Consider the following 21,083-nt stretch of genomic DNA (forward strand, 5'->3'; position numbering starts at 1 on the left):
AAATGATAGTTATTATGGGAGCAACAGGTACGATAGGCAGTGCGCTTTTGGAACGTTTGGTTGATCTTGGCGTACCCGTCAGGGCGCTGAGCAGAGAGCCAGAGAAGTTGCGTGATCAGATTGGAGAAAAAGGCCTATCAACTATCGAGGTCGCATCGGCGGATGCTTCCGACCCCGAATCGCTGCGCCGCGCGTTTACAGGTGCTAGCCAGCTCTTCCTTGCCATGTCCAACAGTCCAAGACAAATCCAATTGGAAACTTCAATCATTCAGATTGCCGCCGAATCTGGAATCAAACACATCGTAAAAATATCCAGCCCTGCCTTTGAGCAGAGCTCTCCAGTGGCAGTGGCGGGCTGGCATCAAGAAATCGAGAAAACGCTGAGGGAATCGGGTCTCACCCACACCGTGTTGCGCCCTTATGCGTTCATGCAAAACTTAATGCGCCTTGCACCAACGATCACAACCCAAAATGTTTTCTTCGGCTCCATGGGCGATTCACCGTGTAACTTCATTGACTGTCGCGATATCGCAGATGTTGCCGCAGAAGTTCTGACCAACCGCGAGGTATCAGGCCAAATATATACGCTTACTGGTTCGGAGATTTTCAGTTATCCCCAGATCGCGAGTCGACTATCCGCCCTGCTTAATCGGCCGATAAGCTACATCAACATGGAACCCCAAGTACTACTCCGCAATCTTATCGAGCACGGGCATATGCCTCTTTGGCTCGCGAACCACGTTGTGGAAATTCAAACCATGTCTACGGTGGTGCCAGAAAGTCCAAATGACACTGTGAAGCGCTTGCTCGGCAGAGAGCCACGCACGCTAGACGCCTTTCTGCATGAGTGTGTAGAAAATTTCCGGTAGAGGCGGAGTCCACCTATTTTGAAATTTGTGTCGTTGGCAGCATTTTGTTCCGATCTCAGACAAGTCATTGCGCTAACGGGACACGATAGTGCAATGACAAGAGGCTGCCGGTAATATCGGCAGCCTGTTCAGCTAACTAGCAGAATAACGAGATATAGGGCATCTAGGCAGAGCCTCACCGCAGTATCACCATATTGACCTGATTGGCATGCAAACACTCACGTCACTGATGGTGATTAACGATTCAAATAGCGTGAACAATGATACCTTGCCACATTCAAGTTCTTCCTGTTGGGATAAATCTGAGACTAACAAGTTTAATGAAGAGTTACGAATTATCAATAATTAAGCGTTAGATTGAATTTCAGACAATCATTTCCATACGCGTTTTTGCTTGAAAATCTCTTCCACATAACCGGATAGAGCCACAGGGGCGATGATCATTGGGAATAAGAATATGAAGCCCAACAGCCCTACAAAGCTTTTCTTTTGATGGATGCCAAGTTGTCCCAACGGTCTTTTCTGATATAGATGAAGTAAATAAAAAATGATTAGTGTCACAGGTAATACCAAGATGGAATTGGGTCCGACTACTCCATAATATCCGAAAGCGCAAAGAACTAATCCTGGTATCCAAATTAAGGTAAAGGTCAAGTCAATATAAGGAATGACCAAATCGAGTCCTGTAAAAAAACGGCTTGTCGGGTTCTGGATCTTCCAAGGGGAAACTTGTTTGAGTGCTTCAATCATTCCTCGCGCCCACCGTTTACGCTGCCGGATTAAATGGACGAAAGATTCAGGAACTTCTGTAAAAGCGATGGCAGCCGGCTCAAAACATACACGTCCATGATTCTCGAAAAATTTCCACGTTAGGACGATATCCTCGCCGATGGAATCCGGCCAACCTCCAGCTGCTTTGACCGCATCCGAGCGAAAGATGCTGAAGGCTCCTTGGGCTACTAGGGTAGATTGATAAATACTTTGCATTCGTTTGATTGAAGCGATACTTAAGTAATATTCCCATTCCTGAATGCGGGCCAGAAACGAACTACGATTATTCTGTACAAGCAGAGAGCCAGCAACAGCATGTACGTCAGGGCTTGAGCTCTGCAGCTTTGCAGCTAAAAACCGAATGGCGAGAGGGTGCAAGAACGTATCTGCATCCAGTGTAATCAGGTAAGGAGTGTTTACTTCTTTCAAGCCGCGGTTTAAAGCATTGTGCTTTCCCGGGGTTTCCTCATGAAGAATAATCAGGGACAGTCCCGTCCGCTCTGCGGTTTGCCTGGCAGTTTCCACGGTTCCATCCGTAGAGCCGTTATCGATGAGAATAATTTTAATAAGTCCTAAGTATTCTTGCCGGGCAATGTGTTCAAGCGTTTCACCGATTCCCATCTCCTCATTCCTGGCTGCGATTAATATTGTGATTGGAATAGAAGGGTTCTCTTTAGGGAGCTTTGCTTTCTTGTCCATTAACAAGCTGGTCAGAGTGAATGCACTGATATATCCAGGTAAATAGGCGATACCCGCAATAATCATATAGGCGGCGATCATGCCTGTTGAATGTGATAATTGATGGATCCACGGCTGGGATATCCAGATTACGAATAGAAGCCAACCGATAGCCACCATCTGGCTTATCCAAAATTTCCCTAAATACGGTTCAGCAGCACGTGTAAGTTGTTTGTCATGTCTCCTGTTGGTAATCAATTTAGACTGCATTTTCTCACTCTCCAATAATTCGATTCCAGTAGAGCATTCGGAGAGGGAGGCGAGTAAGAGGGGATACCAGTATAGTAAGTCCCATAATTCACTTTAAATTGTGACGAAAAAAGGAACAAATGAGCCAGATGGTGTCAATAAGCGAGCTAATGATGTAAGTTTGTCTATTACTGTTGATGATGATGAGAGTGGGGAAGGACGGAGCATGGCTATACGTTCATCCGCCTGCTTTTGGACGATCGCATATAGTTTGGTTGTAGACACCCTTTTTGACAGAGGGTGTTTTTTGTTTGGATTCGGACTCCGCCGGAAATCGACTGAATCATCCCGCCAAACTTATCGATTGACAGGTTTATCGCCGCCGGGAGGTCCGCTATGCTAAGGAGGTGGCAGGCAAGGCAGATTCATGGAGGAGGGAACCGAACATGAGAGAAAAGGTTGTGTTGATTTCCGGCGGAGGCTCGGGGTTCGACCAGGCAATGGCCGGTAAATTCGCGGCGGAGGGCGCGGGCTGGCGTCGCTCAGAAGCGGAGGTGAGCTGGCATCGTCGGAGTGGGGATTGAAAGAGTAATACACTTCCGGCTAATAAGGAAGCCGCACTTTCTTTTTTAACAAAATTTTACCGTAAAAGTGCGCTTTCTTGCCGCAAAATGCAACCGACGGATAGTCGGATCGTTCAGAAAAAGGGAAGAAACGAATATGGAAGACAGTTATTTGAATTGACAGCGGTTGAATGAGAAGCGGATTCCCGCTAACCATTGGAAGCCGGCGATTTGTCATGTAGTATAACGAATAATCGGAGGCGATTATGTTGGCGAGAAAAACAATAGCTGGTATTTTATATTTCGTTTTCGTTTTGATCACATTGAACAGTATTGCGTTTGCCCAAGACACCCCAACAGCAGAGATTAGCCTTAAAGACGGAAAGAAAGCGATGCTGGCCAACAACGGTCGTGCCATCTATGAAGTGTTTGTCATTTCCGATGCTGGCGACATAGAACGTAATGCGGCCGAAGAGCTGGTAAATTATTTAACAAAGGTCACGGGAGCCCCATTTCAACTATCGGTTGGCGTCAACCTGCCCAATGGTCCAACGGTGCTTGTCGGAAGGAATGCTATGACCGAAAACCTGATTCCGGAACTGGCGGGCGATACGCTCGGGGAAGACGGTTTCGTCATTCGCAAAACCGGACAATATATCGTCATTGCCGGCAGCCATTCCCGCGGGACGATGTATGGAGTAAATTACTTTCTGGATCATTACGTCGGTCTAAAATGGTATTCCCCGCAGTACACTTTCGTCCCTAACAAATCCAAATTGCTGCTTAACGTAGATAATGATGTGCAGGTGCCACGTTTTGAATATCGCGAAATATATGTCAACGATGGCAACGATGAACACTATCGCGCGCATAATCTGCTGAACGGAAAGTTTTACGGCCGTGTTCCCGGGTCGGAACCGTCGCTGAACAGCTGGTCCAATTATTGGCCGTACGACGTTCACAATTTCCAAAAAATCGTGCCGCAAACCCAGTACCATAACGGCGGACAACTGTTGGCAATGAATGAAGACGTTCGGCGCATAGCCGCTGATAACCTGGTAAATATCATTAACCAAAGGATCAGTGAAGGGAAAGACGCCTCCTACAGCTTCAGCCAAATGGACACTACCTGGACTCCGGATCCGGAAAGTAAGGCGTTTGCCGACCAGCACGGCGGTACGCTGGCCGCTCCCATATTCGATATGGTCGGCGACGTCGCGAAGCGGGTCAAAGACAGGATTCCGAATTCGCGAATTGGCACGCTCGCTTATATGTTCACTGAACAGGCGCCGACCGGCCTGACGGTGCCCGACAACGTGGTGATTACGTTTGCTCCAATCTTTAAAGACCACGGCCGGGCGATAGACGATCCGAAAAATCGGTTTTCCAGAGAAAATGCCAAACAATGGGCAAATATTTCGGATGACATTTTGATGTGGGATTATATCACCGATTTTATGGGCGGCGGCTACTTGATGCCATATCCAAATCTTTATGCGATGAGCGAGACGATCCAGTCCCTAGCTCAAATCCCTGCTTTCAAAGGCTATTTCGGCCAGCATATGCACAGTATCCATGCGCCTGCCAGTACCGGGCTTACTGACTTGCGCACATGGATTGGCGCCCGGCTTCTCTGGAATCCGAATCAGGATTACCGCCAGTTAATCGAAGAATTTGTCAGTGGCTACTACGGGGACGCCGCGCCGTACATCAGCGAGTATATTAAAGTGCTGCACGAAGCGTTTGCGCAGAGTGATTCCAAGCTCACGATCTCCACGCCGATCATGTCTTCCTATCTTTCTTTTGACGTGATGCGCCATGCGGATGAATTGTTTGCCCAGGCCGCGGCGGCGGTAGCGGACAATCCCGAATTTCTGAAGCATGTACAAAGGACGCGTATCGAAGTGGACTACGTTATTTTGCTGCGCAGCGTCGACTTTATGCAGGAAGCCAGGAAACGAAATATCGATTGGGAAGTCGATTTCGACAACCGTTACGCTAGATTCAAAACTTATACGGCGGATATTAAACATTACAAGATCAATGGAAAGATGGAAGCCCTCTATAATCTGTTCGAAATCCGCCGGACTATTCCGCCGGTGCCTGATTTTGTCAAGCATTTGCCCGGAACGGATTGGGTGGATTATCAGGATGACTCTTTCCAGCTGTACGATCCCGTGGGTACGACCATCGTGCAAGATCCGGAGGCTTCGGACAATGCCGCCGCCAGAGTCAAAGGCAGTACGAATGCATGGGCCATTCAATTGCCCAATTATGTCCTGCCGCGCGAAGGTCGGTGGAAGCTGTACGCCAATGTCCGCGTTGACCCTGGTGACGGTTCAACCGGAAGCAAGGCGTTTGACTATGGCATCTATCCGCCGATGGCTAATCGGGCGTCGATGGATTACGCAGGTGTAGCGGACGGAAACTATCATTTCGTCGAATTCCCGTGGATTTACGAGTACGATCCTACGGTGTCAAACCAGTACCTGTGGTTAGCGCCCCCCAACTCAACGGCTATTCAAAATTTATATGTAGACCGTGTCATTGCCGTAAGGCAGTAGCTCAAGTTTTGCGTTTTTCGATCGAGAAGGCTGTCTTGAATTTACATAATGTAATTTTGGGGCGGGTAAGTTTTAGTTTGCTATAGATGGTTAAACTAATGGAGAACGTTAGTGCAATAAAGTGATTAAACCCTTCCATTTCAATTGAACCTAGATCTAATAGGTTTATATTATGGGAGGGTTTCTCTATGTACCTGGGTGAATTATGGAAGCTGTATGAAAAGCCTACTCACTGCAATTAAAAATGCTGGTTGGCGAATGTCGACCTTGAGTCTTTAACATCAGTACAAATGATCGAACTAGCGAATGCTCCTTACAAAGATGAAAATTGGGTAAGGATCGCATATGGTGTTTCCAAATAGACTTTAGATACTCCATTCGGAGCGCTTCCGTACTAAAGGAAAATCGGAAAATTACAGGACTGACGGACTGTCGGCCTTTTTTTATCTTAATGACAGTACCAACAATCGGACATGAAAAAAAGAAAAACACTTCTCTAACCCCTCTCGGGATTAAAGAAGTGCTCAACATACGAACTAAGAGACTCACTTAGCAATTCATTTTCCGAACGCAGTTCTAGTTAGCTGGAAATTCAGGACCGGTATATTCTGAAGGAATAACAATTTCACCTGATTCGATTTTCTCGGCGAACGCTACAATTTTATCCTTCACATCTTGTGGAACAAAAGGTGACAGGGCAAGTCGAACGGCATCCGGATTTTCAAGTCCGATTTTTTTCACTGTATTCGGCTTCCACGTGCCTTCCGTCAAATCTTTAATTGCTCCATATACTGTCAAGCTTGCATCCGAAATCGCAGATCCAATGAAAACATCGGGTGCATCGGCATAATAATCACGAACGTTAGCGAATTGATACACGCCATTCTCGCGTGCCGCTTCCGTAACACCGGAACGAGCCTTATTCAACATAGTAAAGATCATATCCGACCCCGCGTTAATTTGCGCTTGCGCAACACTTTTCGCCAAAGCGGCATCTTCTTGATTGCCTGTAAACGTGGTAAGGAACGTTGCTTCAGGATTCGTGTATTTCAAACCGTCGGCAAATGCTGCGCGTCCCAACAGACCAGGACCTACGCGTGCACCGGAAATATGAGAAACCACATTCGTTTTTGTCAGAAGTCCTGCAGCTGCGCCTGCCAGCCATGCGGATTCTTCCTGTTTTACCTGATAGCTGGACAGATTATCGCCGGTCAAATTCGTTTGTGTATTAACAAATTTTATTTTTGGAAATTCTTTAGCTACCAACTTCACGGCTTCCGAGCTTTGCCCTGCATGAGCAATGATCATATCCGGGTTTTTCTTAGCCAATTTGCGCAATGCATCCGCAATTTGAGCGGTGTCATGCGGGATATTTTCCACAAACGTCGCCTTGATTTTGAAATCCTCTTCTGCCTTCACTAATCCACGGTAAGCAGATTCCATAAAACCGCCATCCTTGGATGAACCTGGAATCAACAATGCGACTTTAGCTTTTTTATTATTGGTGTGTGATGGGTCCTTGCTAGCTTCTACAGTAGACAACCCGGATGAAAATACAAGTGCCATAGCCAAGCTCGACAAAGCCAATTTCGATAGTAATTTTCTCAAGATGTACCCCTCATTTCCAAAAAAGTAGTTTTGTCCGGACAAATCAGAGAATAAACTAGTCTTCATTTTTTGTCAAATTATGCCGAAGAAAAATAAGGGGAATAAACCTAATAATTGCGAAATAACGCCATTAGCAGTTCTTTACTCCCTATATAGACCGTGACAATTGACCTAAATTCTGACATAACGGTATCTAAAGTAGTATTTAGTTTTAGTAAAAAGGTCTTGTATATCCCAAAAAGCTATATTATACTTTGGCCAATAGATATACCCATATCACGAAAAGGCATACTTCTCGAAAGAGGGGGACGCAAAGCTACGGGCCTAAGGATTTCGATCTACGGCAGCCGGGTCACCGAAAATTGGAGGACGTCCATCTCTTTCTTTTGGGGTGGACTTTTTTATTTTACAATATCTTAATGGGGGATGCTTGGATCATGAAATATATTCAGGATTTACGAATCAAAACGAAAATTGGGGGAATGCTTGGACTTTCCATTATTTTCCTTCTCATTATCGGCATTACGGGCTTTTTCGTCATGAACAAGATGGCTAGCAATGCCCGTGCTATGTACGAAGAAACCTTGATTCCGAACAGCCTGGTCGAAGGACTTCTGTTCGGTAATTCGCAAATGGATGCTTTGCAGCTTGAACTGTTGCTGGCGAAAGACGAGGCTATCATTAAGCAAATCCAACAGCAAATTGTTCAGACCCGCGATAAAAATCAGGTGATACGAAAAAGTCTCGAGCAGATCACGTTGTCTTCGAGAGCACAAGAGCAGTACCAAAGCTTTATCGATTTGATCCCTAAAAACAACGAAGCCAAGAAAAAAGTGGATAACTTGGCAGTTGCCAATCAAAAAGAAGCAGCGCATAAGGAATATGTAAATTCGTTCAAGCCGGTCCGTGCAGAAATGATCAAAAGCCTGGAGAACGTTGTTAAGTTCAATGAAGACGACGCAAAAATCTTTTATGAGAAAAGTCTTCAAAGCTCCAAGCTGGCTACATCGATCATCGTTGTCGTTACCCTACTTGCCGTCATTTTATGTTCCTTGATCGGATATGGCATTTCTAACATGATCACAAGACCTGTCCGCACCATCCAGCAATTGATGGCAAAAGCGCAGGACGGGGATTTAACGGTTAACGCTACATACCAATCGAAAGACGAAATCGGTCTTCTTTCAAAGGATTTCAATGGAATGATCACCAGCTTGAGAGAAATCATTGCCAAGATCGTCCTCGAGTCTCAGAACTTGTCTGCAAGCTCGGAGCAATTGGCAGCAAGCTCCGAACAATCCAGCCAAACTACCCATCATGTCGTTGCGGCCATTCAAGACATTGCTGGAGGTGCCGATCAGCAGATGCAAAGCTCTATCGAAAGCGTAAGAGCAATGGAAGAGATGGCGACCGGCGTTAATCGGATTGCAGAATTTTCGGGCAATGTATCCGCAATGTCAATGGAAGCTTCCAAGGAAGCCCAGGAAGGCAATATTTCGATCCAGAAAGCGATGTCCCAAATGGATTTGATCCGAGAATCGGTCAACGGTTCGGCCAAGGTTGTTAACCAACTGGGTATACGATCTCATGAAATCGGTCAAATCGTAGATGTTATTACCGATATTTCGATGCAGACGAATTTGCTTGCATTGAATGCCGCGATTGAAGCTGCAAGAGCGGGCGAACACGGGAGAGGCTTTGCCGTCGTTGCCGACGAGGTTCGGAAGCTGGCGGAGCAATCCAGACAATCGGCGGAACAAATCGCGGTGATCATTCAGCAAATTCAAGGTGAAACTCGTTCTGCGGTTGTCGCCATGGAAAAAGGCAGCATAGAGGTCGAACACGGAACTGTGATTATGCAGGAAGCAGGAGAGGCATTCCGCAACATTATGAATGGGGTGCAGCAGGTGGCTTATCAGATGGAGGAGGTATCTGCCGCATCACAACAAATGTCGGCAGGCACAGAGGAAATTACCGCTTCTCTCCACGATATGAACAGCATTACGGAAGCTGCCTTCTCGAAGACAGAAAGTGTAGCTGCCGCTTCAGAGCAGCAATTAGCTACGATGGAAGAAGTTTCGGAATCCGTGAATGCGTTGACGCGTATGGCTCAAGAACTGCACGATATGACTTTACGTTTTAAGAGTTGATCGCCCCGTTGCCGGAGGCTGTGTAATGAAAAACCGCCGTTGGTTKMAACCAACGGCGGTTTTTAACCTGTCAGCTATTCGTTGTTATGAACTTCTTGATTTTAAAAAAGGGAGACTAATAGAGAATTCTTACACTTAACAGTTATTGAAATCAAGATTGAAGCCTATCGCTAGGGTGCAACTTAGCAATTTGGAGAGATGCATCTGCTGGGCAATGTCGATCCCGACAACTAAATGCTGAGTAGTTATAGCTCATTAAACAAGATGAACAGCAACTGAACTTCAAATAGCCCTCCTAGTCTCTTTATGAGATTGAGGAGGGCTATTTTTTAATTTTAAATTAGAATCTTCTTGTCCCTGAACCAAGAGATTGTTCTGCAATTTGAATTAAAGTTCTTGTGATGTTTCCACCAATAGTACCTGCATCACGAGTTGTCATATTCCCATTGTAACCATCTGGGGACCACTGAATGCCAAACTGTTGTGCTACCTCATATTTCATTTGGTCAAGTGCTGCTTGTGCTTGTGGAACGACTAAACTTTTTCTGCTCATGTATGTTCACTCCTTAACTGGATGTGAAGTTATTTTGTGGATTGTTTTGCTTTTTATACATCAATTATTGGAATTAGAAGTGAAATAAATGAAATGTACATATGGTTTTATACATACGTTCATTAACGTATACCACCTAGAAGGTGAAATCCCGGAAAATATGGTAGTAGTAGGAGTATCTATTGTAGTAGGAATAGAACCTATCTCCAACGCCGAAATGGACAAGAACATGTATCGTTAGCCTTGATCAACCGTACCGGTCTGATTACTTAACCAGCTGGAAAGAATCGTATGGTAAAATGATGGCATCAACGACATTAAACTATCGGGCAGGTTAACGCAACCTTCCCACCTTTAACCATGTCTAAGATAAAAAGGAGGGAAAAGGGGATGAATAAGACTTTATTTATTTCCATTTTTATAGTCTTTATTTTATGTGCTTGTGGAAGTAAAGCAGATACGCAGGGACAGTTTGCGGAAGTGACGTTAAACGACGTGTTGACCGATCTTAATGAAGCAGGTATTCAATATGTCGAAAGGACTGAAACTCGAAATGCATACGATTTTCAAAGAGATAACGCTGAGCGGCAGTTATATCAACTCGAACCAGGAAACTTGACGATATAACCTCATCTTCGTACAACAATGAAAGTTTTCTGTTACTCTAACGGGAAACTATAGCTTAACAATCACCAGGACGAGGCTGCCGATATGAAACGATAGCCTCGTTGAGCTAACGTGCAGGATACTTAAAAACTACAATGAAGAATATGGTAATATATATATGTTCAGGAGGTGGTACTTTGATTAATATTATGAGTATTTCACTCACTGTTATATTTTCAGCTTTGTGTATATTTGGACTTATACAATGTAGAAAGCATTCCTTTACAGCAGGCTTTTATTTCTTTCTTATCTTAATTGCCCATCAAATTTCACCTTATATTTATTCCCCTTTTATTCATAAATACATTGATGCATTGGATGGAGGTAATACTCCCCCGCCGATGGATATGACTATTGGCGAATTAGTGGCTTGGTTTACTCTACTTCCTAGAATTATAGAAGTTAATGCTTTTAGCTTTTTAGTTGTTGGATTATATCGAATGTGGAAATCTAAGACCATCAAATCATAATCATCGCAGTTTAATCCGCTAACGTGCAGGTTAGTTTGGGACGCTTAACTCTCTGTTATAGAAAAAACAAACAGCTTCTTACACTGTTTGTTTACAAAATATCTCAGTATTCTGTCCTTTTTCATYAGTCGCATTACCTAACGACACCCAGTTTCTTGCTTTATAATATTCCGAAGCATGCTCTGTTCGAAGATAGAGTTTTTCGTAACCTAAGTCTCTTGTTATATTTACTAATTGATTGATTAATTTTTCTGCTATTCCTCTATTTCGATATGTTGGTTCAACAAATAGTGATCCCAACCACGGTCGGAGAGAATCTTGGGTTTTCAAGTCATTCTCAAATAATGTAATAGTGCCAGCACATTTGTTATCAAGCAAGGCTATAAGAGTGATAGGAAATGAGTCCGTTTTAGTATTACTGAAATATTCTAGTACTTTCTCTAAGGACATTTTACTATTCGATTTAACTACGAACTCTTTATAAATCCAATTACTAACAGTTTCATGAAATTTCGGGTTATTACATAGATAATCAATCTTCATAAATTCACCTCGATTATTTGTTAGCGAAAATTGTATATTTATTGGACTTATGAAGTCAATACTTGTGACAGAATATTAAGCTAACGGGAACGTTAGTTAAATAACTAACATTGTTGAGCAGGCTAAAGTAGTTTGCTCATTTCATAAACGGGCAGGATAGCTTAGCAACAAAGGAGTTCTGTTATTCGATACGAATTATAAATAGATATAAACTGATAAATTGGGAGTGCTATGAGTTGATAAAGTTGTTTCAGTATAACTGGATGGTAAGAGATGAATGGTTTGAACTGTGCAAGCAAGTCCCAATAGAAGAATTGTTGCGTCATCGAATTGGTGGGGCAGGTTGTATTCTGTATACATTCTTTCACATTTCAGACGTGGAATATAGTTGGATTCGAGGTATACAAGGTAAGCCTGATATCCAAGTACAATTTGAGAACTATCAGACACTCCAGCAAGTAAAGGAACTTTCCGATTCTTGGCTCAAAGAAACACAGGCATTCCTTAATACATGGTCAAGTGATTATGAAAACGAGACTGTGAGCGTTCCGTGGACTGAGGCTCCTTTTACCAAAGGTGAAATCTTGCATCATGTGATTGCCCATGAAATTCATCATATGGGTCAGCTATCCATTTGGGCAAGAGAACTTGGGCTTCAACCAATTTCAGCAAATGTGATTGGACGAGGGTTATTTTAAATAGAAGATTGAACTAACGTTATGTGTATCTAACAATTGGAGGTATAGTTCACCCATCGCTTTTTTTTTATATTTGTTTCAATTGTTTGAGTATGGTTATCCAGATTCTCAAACCTGTCACCCATAGCGTCAAAGCAGACCCAAAACCGATAAAAGTAGACGTCGCAATCAGAGATACATTGCCAAGAGTGGCGTTCATTGGTAAAAAGAAAGTGATAGTCCCTAAAATACAGAGAACTACACCTGTACCATAATAAAAATTTTCTCGAAACAATTGAGCTAAAGGAAAAAAATGAATACCAACAATGATAGCCATGATAGGGAAAAAGACTTCAAAATGATTGATTATGTTACAAATCATACTTGCAATAAAGATCGCAAGACCTTCTAGACCAAAGATCAAACCAAATTTTCGATTTATTTTTTTCCAATGATCCCTTTCTTTCGGTGTAACAGCATTGTTCATGTTACGAGCTTTACCAAAAAGCGAAATGGCTCCGATCAGTAAGATTAATGTCACAATACCCGAAAGAACAAGTAACCATGGAGCTCCAAGTTCATGTGAACCAATAATACCAATGGAAGCCCAAAGCGTTCCAAAAAAAGTCATGAACATTACGCCATTTGCAGCTCCAAAGACAGCAGCCTTCGGCAATTTTACTAAATCACTCATATTAAGCAGACTCCTATAATTCAAATTTTTTATGTACTCTTATAAAATCATGATTTACCTTTTTTGTCTAGATTTTCTAACAAAAGCCATGTTAAATTACAATTTGGTTTGGAGATAGTAACTAAACAAATGAAGCAGGTGAATGGTACATAGATTCGCGTAACTAGATTGTATTGACATGAGTAGGGTTATGTGATGTACTCCATCGTGGTGACCTGGAGTTTTAAATGTCTCAAAAGGAAATTAGACAACAAGCTTAATCTGTAAACTTTTCCGATCTTAAGCCTTAATATAAATATTGTTCTGGTAAATGAAAGTCTTAGTTCCTGGTTCTTTTTTTTGTTTAAATAATATGAGAATAAGAAGGATATTGATCAAAAAGCTAAGATAGCTGAGCTAAATAGAAGATTATATATTGCGGATCTCGCGGCTTGCTAATGGGAGTACTCATTATGAAATTGATTCAAGTATTATTTATAGATAGAATTAAATGAAGAAATGAGTTACTAATCACAAAAATCACTTTCGACTATGTCGTATATCGTGTTAATTTAAACTAGGAGGTTGCAGCTATGGACTTAAAGTTATCTGGAAAAAAAGCACTTATTGTTGGAGGAAGCCGTGGCATTGGTAAAGCGATTGCCCGCCAAATGGCTCTGGAAGGTGTAGACTGTACGATTTGTTCAAGAAACGAATCCTCGCTAAAAATCGCTGCAGAGGAATTGGCTCAGGAAACAAAAAGAAATATCTATCCGATTGTGGCAGATACCATGAATCCTGACTCTATCCTTAAATTGGTTGAAAATGCAGCTGCGGCGATGGGGAGTATTGATATTCTAATCAACAGCGGGGCTCGGGTTGGCGGTCAAATGCCAGAGGATTTTAACAGCATTAAAGATGAACTTATTCTGAAAGATTTTGAAGAAAAGTATTTGGGCTATTTTCGCAGTATCCGTGCTGTAGCACCTTATATGATAAAAAATAATTGGGGACGTATCATTAATATAAGCGGTTTAGCTGCTAGAATAGGCGGCAGTTATTTTAGTTCCGGTCCGCGTAATGCATCTGTTGTCCATTTAACAAAATCCGCATCATTGGAATTAGGGAAGCACGGAATTACCGTCAATGCGGTTTATCCAGGTGTTGTAAGTACGGAAACATTTAGAGAACGGGTTACTGATGAGGATGCTTTACGCCAGTTAGAGGCAATGAATACACTCGGTCGCTTGATTACAGCGGAGGAAATTGCTAATGTCGTTACCTTCCTGGCTTCACCTTTGTCGGCATCGATTAGCGGCGATGTCATTTCGGTAACCGGCGGCATTGGAAATTCCGTTTATTACTAAAAAGTTAGTACGATACTGTTAACTCAGATTATCAATAATACTATATTGGGCCTTTTGAAAAAAAATAGTATTTTAGAAAACGAGACTCACTATAATTTGAGACGTTTTTTTGTTTTTATCGTTGTGTGACTTGGTTTTGGGGACTTTCACTAATAAAAGTAATGTTTAACCAGATTCACATAAATGAAGATGCTATTCATATTGAATATTAGAAAAAAGATCAGAGCAAAAGTTGACCCGAATAGGAGACTCTGTTGCTGTGATGTAAATATCACCTGTTTATTTACGACCTATTCCGCCCCTGCAAAACTCGAAATCCGGGGTCATCACCATACACATTGTCATGAGATAGAGGAAGCCTCGGAGACGGGGTCGACCACGAATGATTGACAACAACCTGTCAGAGGACAAGAACTTGTATTCATAGCCGATTTGATGATTGTCTAATAAACGGAAAGAAGGGAGGGGGAACCCAACGGTGGTTTAAAAAGGCTAATCGGCATCGGCAGCCCATTAAGCTAACGGGCAGGATTGCTTAATAAAGGATATCTTGATTTTTGTTACGAATTAATTAAGTTGTTTTCTTGTAATTACACGAAGGAGTTGTTATTTATTACACGTATTTGTCTAATAAGGCATGGTGAGACTAGTTGGAATATTGAGAGAAAAGCGCAGGGACAAAGTGATATTCCACTAAATGAAGCTGGTAGATTACAAGCAGGATTATTAGCGAATAGATTGAGACAGGAACAATGGGAGCATATCTTTTCAAGCGATCTTTCACGAGCAACAGAAACTGCAAATATTGTTGCTGAAAAGTTAGGTTTGATTGTTCAAACTGATTTGCGATTACGTGAAATGTACAAAGGCGAGACAGAAGGTACTACGTTAGATGAACGAATAGAGCGATGGGGAGATAGATGGGAGGAGCTACCGCTTGGAATCGAGGATGAAGTATCAATAATCCATAGAGGAACTTCGTTCATCTCGGAAATTGCAGATTCTTTACATAATAAAAACATACTCGTAGTGAGTCATGGAGCATTAATAGGTCTTACAGTGAAAAGTTTAATATCCAGTGCCAATATAGAAGTGCATTTTCAAAATACCTCTATAACAATAATCAACTATAACGGCTCTGATTGGGAGCTTGAGTTGTTTAATTGTGCAATGCACATCGTTTAATAAGACTTGCTATTAAACTAAACCCTTAAAACCGAGGGACGAGGAACGTTAGTTCAATGAAGGACTCTATACAAACGAAGAAGGAGCTGCCGCGGCAGCTCTTTTTTACATCTTCACAAAATAAGAGATTTTGTACAGATGTCCTAGTTATTAGTGTTAAGCTAACGGGCAGGATAGCCGAATCATCTCGCGAATATCATTAAGCGGTGGATATAGATATTAACTAATTAAAGATTCGGAGGAATCCTTAGTGAATGGTTATGTTGGAATCGAAAAAATCGACCCGATTGAAAGACTAAAACAGCATGAAATTACAAAAATACTTTGGCAGACAATATGTGAAAAGGGAATAAGAAAAGGAGACAAAGGACGTATTAAAGCGTATTTAGTCTCTAATTTGTATGAACAAGCAAAAGGGTTAGAGGCACAATTTAAAGCTGAATTTGAGGTAACCATATTCAAACAAGATGAGGGTTCAAATTACATCATAGAAATTAAAACTCCAGTTTGCAGATTGAATAATGAAGTATTAGAAGAACTAGCTGATATATTGATGATTTCCGCAGTTGATACGAATACAAAATTCGATGGGTTTGAATTAGATATTAATGAAGTTAAGAAATTAAATACACCGTGGTGGAAAATTTGGTGACAAGTGAAAGTTGAGTCAGGATGAACAAGCATGTATTTAGCTAACGGAGAACGATAGTTGAAAAAACAAGTAGCAGTTTGCTGCGGCAGTGCTACCTTTCTTTATTAAGCTAACGGAGGATAACGAAACATTTGAACTTTTAAAACGTCCAAATAAAAGGAGGTGGTTAAATGGTATTAAAGGGTAAAGTGATTAAATCTTTGTTAATGTGCTTTTTTGCAATAACAATCATTCTTAGTGGTTGCAATAGTTCAAAATATGGTGAGTTTATCGAGGAGTTAAAACCCCAACATAGTAATTATAAGTTACATCTGTTTTATCATAATGGGGATACACCTTTTAATGAGATGGATGAGGTGCAAACTTTCATACATTCTAACCAAGTAATTCTGGAAAACATTACGGAAATGCAAGGTCACCTTTACAATAAGCAACTGAGTAAAAAATTTAAAAAATTGGACATAGGGACGTACCCGATGTATGTCCTAATGAATAAGGATGGGTTTGTTTATAAATCCCCTTACTTAAGTGAGATAAAAGCATTTATCAAAAAGGAATTGAAAGTCACGGGAAGTTAAACTAACGGGGAACGATAGCTCAGTGCGCCACGAGGCGCTGTAAGTTGAGGCTTCTATTAGAAGTGAAGGGTTACCTCATGCCCTATCAGGATAGGATGGCATGCGTCGGATTTGAGCAAATCCGGGGTGTGAAGCCCATCCAACAATGTACCTGTGAGGAAAATCCATCTTTCCAAGAAGCAGGGCTAGCCTCTATGACCTGCCATGTGCTGAAAGTGATACATAGCAGATTAGAAGTAAAATATGAGGAGGAACTCAGAATGAGTGAACAAGAATTACGAAACCAACAGAATATGAAATTTACATCGCACGTTTTGATTGTGAAAGATATGACAGAAGCACAGGAATATTACAGGAATGTATTGGGGTTTACAGTCGATGGCGAGTTTGTTAATCGTGAAGGGGTTCATTTTTTATTTAAGGAAAACAAGACAGAAGGAGTAGTACGTCCTAATAATGATATTGGGACGGTACTAGATACTTACGTTTGGGTTGAAGACGTAGATTCCATTTATGAGGAAATAAAAGCAAAGGGTGCAAATATTATTTTCGGACCCCAAAATATGGATTATAATATGAGGGACTTATTAATTGAAGATTTATATGGGTATAGGCTTTGTTTTGGAGGACCAATTAAAGACAAGTGACCGATTTAAGTTTGTTGAGCTAACGGAGAACGATAGTTCAAGTCAAACAGAAGTGAGATTTGGATAATAGCTTGCAAGAAAGGAGGCGCCTGAGTGAGAGTGATCGATTTGTCGTTGCCGATTGCGGACGGCATGCCCGTTTTTCCTGGCGATCCTGAGGTAAAAGTCAAGGTAACGCACACATACGAGTGTCACACCTGGGAGCTGCGGCAGCTTTCGATGGGTAGCCATACCGGAACACATGTGGACGCGCCTTCACACATGCACCCCGGTGCCCCGACATTGGATGAGATGCCATTGGAGCGATTTTTCGGAGCATCGCGCGTAGCACGGATCGAAGACCCGAATTGGCCGGAAGGGCGGGGTCTGTTTTTCGCCGATACCGTCGGGCTAGAATGCTTTGACCGACTCGCAGCGCTGCGACCACCGTTCGTCGGCGGCGAACTGTCTGAAGAACTGGAGCGGGCGTTGTTGGAAATCGGAATTGTGACGTATACGGGGCTGCAGGGTTTGGATCGTCTTCCCGGCGGAACCGACTTTATGTTTTACGGATTTCCTCTGCGCATCGTCTGTGGCGACGGGTCCCCGGTTCGGGCCGTTGCGGTGGTAGAGGCTGAACCGGCTGGGCTTGGAATGAACGCATAAAATGTCTTAGTGGAGACGATAATGTGGAGCTGCCGAAAGGACAGCTCCTCTTTGATGTTTCATTGAAGTAACTGGCAGTTTAGAGAAACTTTCCAATCAATGGAAGCGTCTAAAGATAAAATAAGAAGGAGGGATCTGTTTGGTGTTGATTTAAAATAAAGTTTGATAAGACCCTGTATAAATATAGGGTTTTTCTTTTGACTCGTAAACTCCAGTTGTATTATTCAATTAAAGGGCCATATTGTGGAGGATATTTCCTAAAAATAATTGGAGATTTTGTTAAAATAGATGGAGATTGTGAAGGACTGTACTTAAACTATAGGGGAAGGTTTGCTGAAGAAGGAAATAAAGAGTGGGAAAGAGAATAATTAATATGTAATTTTTGAAGCAAAAAAAAGGATTAGGGATAATGAGGGTGGAAAATGGTAGAGTTATTTGGATTGATTCTTTTATGGGGAATCCCAGCACTATTATTATGGAGCGTTGTTTTAAGTATCATTCATATAGCTAAAGAGCCTATATCAGGACAATTCTTAGGGCGGACACTGACGTTTATTGGCGCCATATATTCCTATACTGTCAGTTCGCTGGCTTCCTGGTTTGGTCTTATTTGTATAATTTTAGGAATCGTCGGTTTTACAGAAGATGCGATTTTTGGCCCGATCATGTTCATATTATTCGGCGCATTTATGGTGTATAACTTTTTCCCGCGTAATAATATGCCAGAATAAATAGAAAAACAATCATCTTTCATTTTCAGCCAATAATAGTAAGGCATACAAGATAAAGGCAGCAATCATAATAATTATCTTGATCTTCAATAAAATGGCCGGAGTATTTAGGTCGTCATATTCCCTTCCTTTCACACTTAATTGACCTATATAAAATGRTCGTCAGTCTTTCGTTTTACTAAACAACCACCATTTGATATATTTCGACAAGAAACTCTCCCTTTTAGCGACATGAAATACCCGATATTGTTGTCTTAACCCATTTTCTGTGCCGCTTTTGAATTAAAGTTTTATCCAACTATATACAGGTGAAGCGCTGCAGGAGCTCGGCGTATCGGTGCCCGAGGAGGTATCGGTCACGGGTTACGACAATATTGATGACTCTTACCGGATGACACCCGCTTTGAAAACCGTGCATGTGCCTAAGGAAGCGCTTGGGAAACGTGCGGTTGATCGGCTTATCAGCCGAATCGAGAGCAAGCAGGAACCGATGGAGAAACTTCTGGTTGCGGGAGAACTGCTTTATCGGGAGTCTACGGGGCAGGTAAATCCAAGTTTTACGAGGTAGCAGATAGAGAGAAGAGAAGACTGTCTAGAAAGGCTGATTGCCTTTTTTGGAGGGTCTTTTCGTTTTATAGGTGGTGAGATGCCATAACTGCGCGGTGAAGACAGGCGCTTTATCTTTGCACCGGATAGCCGATTCATCTTCGAAGATTAGAAAATTTTCACAATTGGCTGCGTACGCTTACCCCCACAAACGACATTATAAATCCGAAATTAGTTTAATAACGAAAGTGAAGGGAGCGGCTCATGAAACACTCGAAAGCGGTAACGCTTATAAGCCGGATCTACCAAAACCAACATCCGTTATTTGATTCCGAGGAGACGGCTAAAGCAGCAATTGACGATATCGATATTTTCCAAGTCGCTCCCCAAGTTTATTATTTATTGAAGAGCAGCGGCTTATTGGAAGCCGTGCCTTCCGAGCACCGAAGCAGGCTTAAATCGGGCGTGGATGCTGTTTTGTTTCAAAACATGCTGATCCGCTCCGAGATGTACAAGCTTCTTGATGCGTTTGAGCGTTCAGGAATTCAAGTGATCGTGCTGAAAGGCATTCGGTTGTCTGAACGATTTTTTGGACATTTTTCGGGCAGGGGAACATCCGATATCGATCTACTTGTACGTCCAGAAGATTTGGATAAGGCGGTTGCCCTATTGGAGCGCCATGAGTTTATCCGGTATATAGAAGACGATGCGGATCATTTCCATATGCTGTTGAATAAATTTTATGCGAATGAGGATTTCCCGCTGCTCGGGGTAGAGCTGCATTGGAATATTTTGCGCGAACATGTCTCGGATACCGATATGAGCAGCTTTTGGATGGATGCAGAACCGATTTCTCCCTATCAATTGGTGAAGGAGCTTTCGGCCAAGGACACCTTTTACTACCTATGCCTTCATGGCTATAACCATAATATGTTATCACTGAAGTACGTTATCGATATTTTGCACGTCCTGAGATGCTGCAGCGCAGAAATAGACTACGGCCAGCTCTTTGCACAGGCAAAGAGTGATGGGAACTATGCCAAAGTACTAATTGCGCTGACAATTGTCTATGACTTGTTTCCCGAGCTGCATGAAACCAAGCCGCTAAACGTACGGAGACGCTGGCCTCTTTGGAATATCGAACTGATGCGAAATGCCCAATTCGGGATCAGAAACTGGCGATTTTATGGCTTCCATCTATTTTCTGCCTTCGTCGCCTACGATTCGGTTAAACAACAGTGGGCGCATCTGCGTTATTTACTGCTGCCGCCAAGAGATTATGCCTTGGACCTATTAAAGTATGCCAATAGATCAGACGTCCCGGATTCGAATGAGCCGATGATCAAAATCTATGCCAAAATCTATAAGAGAAGACTCCAATTTTGGATTCGAACCATTTGTGCCAAACAAAAGAAGAATTAAATCGAATATTCTCGTTTTAAATATACAAAAAGCAGGTATTAATACATTTTATCATAGTATTATTTTACTAAATTTTATAAATATCATTGACTTTCACTATAATATGACATAGATTCCTTGAAAGGAGGTGAATGAAATGAAAAAATATGAAGCTCCTAAAGTACTTACGCAGCATACTGTCGAATTTGGAACAGCAAGACCAAGCGATAAAGTCGGTGGCTACGAATGGTGCCAAAAACGTAATTTTAAACCGATGTTTTGCAAGCATTATATCGG

General features: G+C 42.2%; 20 protein-coding genes and 1 riboswitch. Of the genes, 15 read left to right on the plus strand and 5 right to left on the minus strand.

What is annotated here, in order from left to right; all coding sequences use genetic code 11:
* Positions 1 to 2: 2 nt before the first annotated feature.
* A complete protein-coding gene (locus tag AC1DWN_RS06495; protein WP_477558105.1) occupies positions 3 to 869 on the plus strand; it encodes an SDR family oxidoreductase in 867 nt (288 codons plus the stop codon).
* A 372-nt stretch (positions 870 to 1,241) separates the two neighbouring features.
* Here the strand turns inward: AC1DWN_RS06495 and AC1DWN_RS06500 are convergent, their stop codons facing one another.
* Positions 1,242 to 2,588: a glycosyltransferase family 2 protein gene (locus tag AC1DWN_RS06500; RefSeq protein ID WP_477558106.1), complete on the minus strand. Its 1,347-nt coding sequence runs from the start codon at positions 2,586 to 2,588 to the stop codon at positions 1,242 to 1,244.
* Between the two features lie 808 nt (positions 2,589 to 3,396).
* Here AC1DWN_RS06500 and AC1DWN_RS06505 point away from each other — a divergent pair.
* On the plus strand, positions 3,397 to 5,694 hold the full coding sequence (locus tag AC1DWN_RS06505) for a DUF4838 domain-containing protein (protein WP_477558107.1): 2,298 nt from the start codon (positions 3,397 to 3,399) through the stop codon (positions 5,692 to 5,694).
* 576 nt (positions 5,695 to 6,270) lie between these two features.
* Here AC1DWN_RS06505 and AC1DWN_RS06510 read toward each other — a convergent pair.
* Positions 6,271 to 7,302 (minus strand): BMP family protein, encoded by a 1,032-nt coding sequence (locus AC1DWN_RS06510; RefSeq protein ID WP_477558108.1) that lies wholly within the window; start codon positions 7,300 to 7,302, stop codon positions 6,271 to 6,273.
* A 275-nt stretch (positions 7,303 to 7,577) separates the two neighbouring features.
* Positions 7,578 to 7,662: riboswitch (cyclic di-GMP riboswitch) on the plus strand.
* 77 nt (positions 7,663 to 7,739) lie between these two features.
* Between AC1DWN_RS06510 and AC1DWN_RS06515 the strand changes: the two genes are divergently transcribed.
* Positions 7,740 to 9,452, plus strand: coding sequence for a methyl-accepting chemotaxis protein (locus tag AC1DWN_RS06515; RefSeq protein ID WP_477558109.1), 1,713 nt, complete (start codon positions 7,740 to 7,742; stop codon positions 9,450 to 9,452).
* Between the two features lie 340 nt (positions 9,453 to 9,792).
* On the opposite strand, the gene AC1DWN_RS06520 is transcribed toward AC1DWN_RS06515, so the two are convergent.
* Complete coding sequence (locus AC1DWN_RS06520; RefSeq protein ID WP_477558110.1) at positions 9,793 to 10,005, minus strand: small, acid-soluble spore protein, alpha/beta type; 213 nt, start codon at positions 10,003 to 10,005, stop codon at positions 9,793 to 9,795.
* A gap of 390 nt (positions 10,006 to 10,395) precedes the next feature.
* Here AC1DWN_RS06520 and AC1DWN_RS06525 point away from each other — a divergent pair, with 390 nt between their 5' ends.
* Positions 10,396 to 10,632, plus strand: a complete 237-nt coding sequence (locus AC1DWN_RS06525; protein WP_477558111.1) for a hypothetical protein — start codon at positions 10,396 to 10,398, stop codon at positions 10,630 to 10,632.
* 176 nt (positions 10,633 to 10,808) lie between these two features.
* Entirely contained in the window at positions 10,809 to 11,141 is a 333-nt protein-coding gene (locus AC1DWN_RS06530; RefSeq protein ID WP_477558112.1) for a hypothetical protein, read from the plus strand.
* A 78-nt stretch (positions 11,142 to 11,219) separates the two neighbouring features.
* Here AC1DWN_RS06530 and AC1DWN_RS06535 read toward each other — a convergent pair whose 3' ends face one another.
* Positions 11,220 to 11,684 (minus strand): GNAT family N-acetyltransferase, encoded by a 465-nt coding sequence (locus AC1DWN_RS06535; protein WP_477558113.1) that lies wholly within the window; start codon positions 11,682 to 11,684, stop codon positions 11,220 to 11,222.
* A 236-nt stretch (positions 11,685 to 11,920) separates the two neighbouring features.
* On the opposite strand from AC1DWN_RS06535, the gene AC1DWN_RS06540 reads away from it, so the two are divergent.
* On the plus strand, positions 11,921 to 12,382 hold the full coding sequence (locus AC1DWN_RS06540; RefSeq protein ID WP_477558114.1) for a DinB family protein: 462 nt from the start codon (positions 11,921 to 11,923) through the stop codon (positions 12,380 to 12,382).
* A 67-nt stretch (positions 12,383 to 12,449) separates the two neighbouring features.
* On the opposite strand, the gene AC1DWN_RS06545 is transcribed toward AC1DWN_RS06540, so the two are convergent.
* The gene (locus AC1DWN_RS06545) at positions 12,450 to 13,055 is read right to left on the minus strand and encodes a hypothetical protein (RefSeq protein ID WP_477558115.1); all 606 of its coding nucleotides are present in this window, start codon (positions 13,053 to 13,055) and stop codon (positions 12,450 to 12,452) included.
* Positions 13,056 to 13,627: 572 nt separating this feature from the next.
* Here AC1DWN_RS06545 and AC1DWN_RS06550 point away from each other — a divergent pair.
* From AC1DWN_RS06550 to AC1DWN_RS06590, 9 genes are all read left to right on the plus strand, one after another.
* A complete protein-coding gene (locus AC1DWN_RS06550) occupies positions 13,628 to 14,401 on the plus strand; it encodes an SDR family NAD(P)-dependent oxidoreductase (protein ID WP_477558116.1) in 774 nt (257 codons plus the stop codon).
* Positions 14,402 to 14,932: 531 nt separating this feature from the next.
* Entirely contained in the window at positions 14,933 to 15,586 is a 654-nt protein-coding gene (locus AC1DWN_RS06555; protein ID WP_477558117.1) for a histidine phosphatase family protein, read from the plus strand.
* 250 nt (positions 15,587 to 15,836) lie between these two features.
* Positions 15,837 to 16,238: a hypothetical protein gene (locus AC1DWN_RS06560; RefSeq protein ID WP_477558118.1), complete on the plus strand. Its 402-nt coding sequence runs from the start codon at positions 15,837 to 15,839 to the stop codon at positions 16,236 to 16,238.
* A 170-nt stretch (positions 16,239 to 16,408) separates the two neighbouring features.
* Positions 16,409 to 16,816 carry a hypothetical protein gene (locus tag AC1DWN_RS06565; RefSeq protein WP_477558119.1) on the plus strand — a complete coding sequence of 136 codons (408 nt, stop codon included), beginning with the start codon at positions 16,409 to 16,411 and terminating at the stop codon, positions 16,814 to 16,816.
* A 260-nt stretch (positions 16,817 to 17,076) separates the two neighbouring features.
* A complete protein-coding gene (locus AC1DWN_RS06570; RefSeq protein WP_477558120.1) occupies positions 17,077 to 17,463 on the plus strand; it encodes a VOC family protein in 387 nt (128 codons plus the stop codon).
* A 93-nt stretch (positions 17,464 to 17,556) separates the two neighbouring features.
* Entirely contained in the window at positions 17,557 to 18,108 is a 552-nt protein-coding gene (locus tag AC1DWN_RS06575; RefSeq protein ID WP_477558121.1) for a cyclase family protein, read from the plus strand.
* Positions 18,109 to 18,530: 422 nt separating this feature from the next.
* Positions 18,531 to 18,839 carry a hypothetical protein gene (locus tag AC1DWN_RS06580; protein WP_477558122.1) on the plus strand — a complete coding sequence of 103 codons (309 nt, stop codon included), beginning with the start codon at positions 18,531 to 18,533 and terminating at the stop codon, positions 18,837 to 18,839.
* Between the two features lie 316 nt (positions 18,840 to 19,155).
* Entirely contained in the window at positions 19,156 to 19,407 is a 252-nt protein-coding gene (locus AC1DWN_RS06585; RefSeq protein WP_477558125.1) for a substrate-binding domain-containing protein, read from the plus strand.
* 242 nt (positions 19,408 to 19,649) lie between these two features.
* A complete protein-coding gene (locus tag AC1DWN_RS06590; protein ID WP_477558123.1) occupies positions 19,650 to 20,807 on the plus strand; it encodes a nucleotidyltransferase domain-containing protein in 1,158 nt (385 codons plus the stop codon).
* Positions 20,808 to 21,083 lie beyond the last annotated feature (276 nt).

The sequence above is a fragment of the Paenibacillus sp. P4_A7 genome (assembly GCF_056402455.1).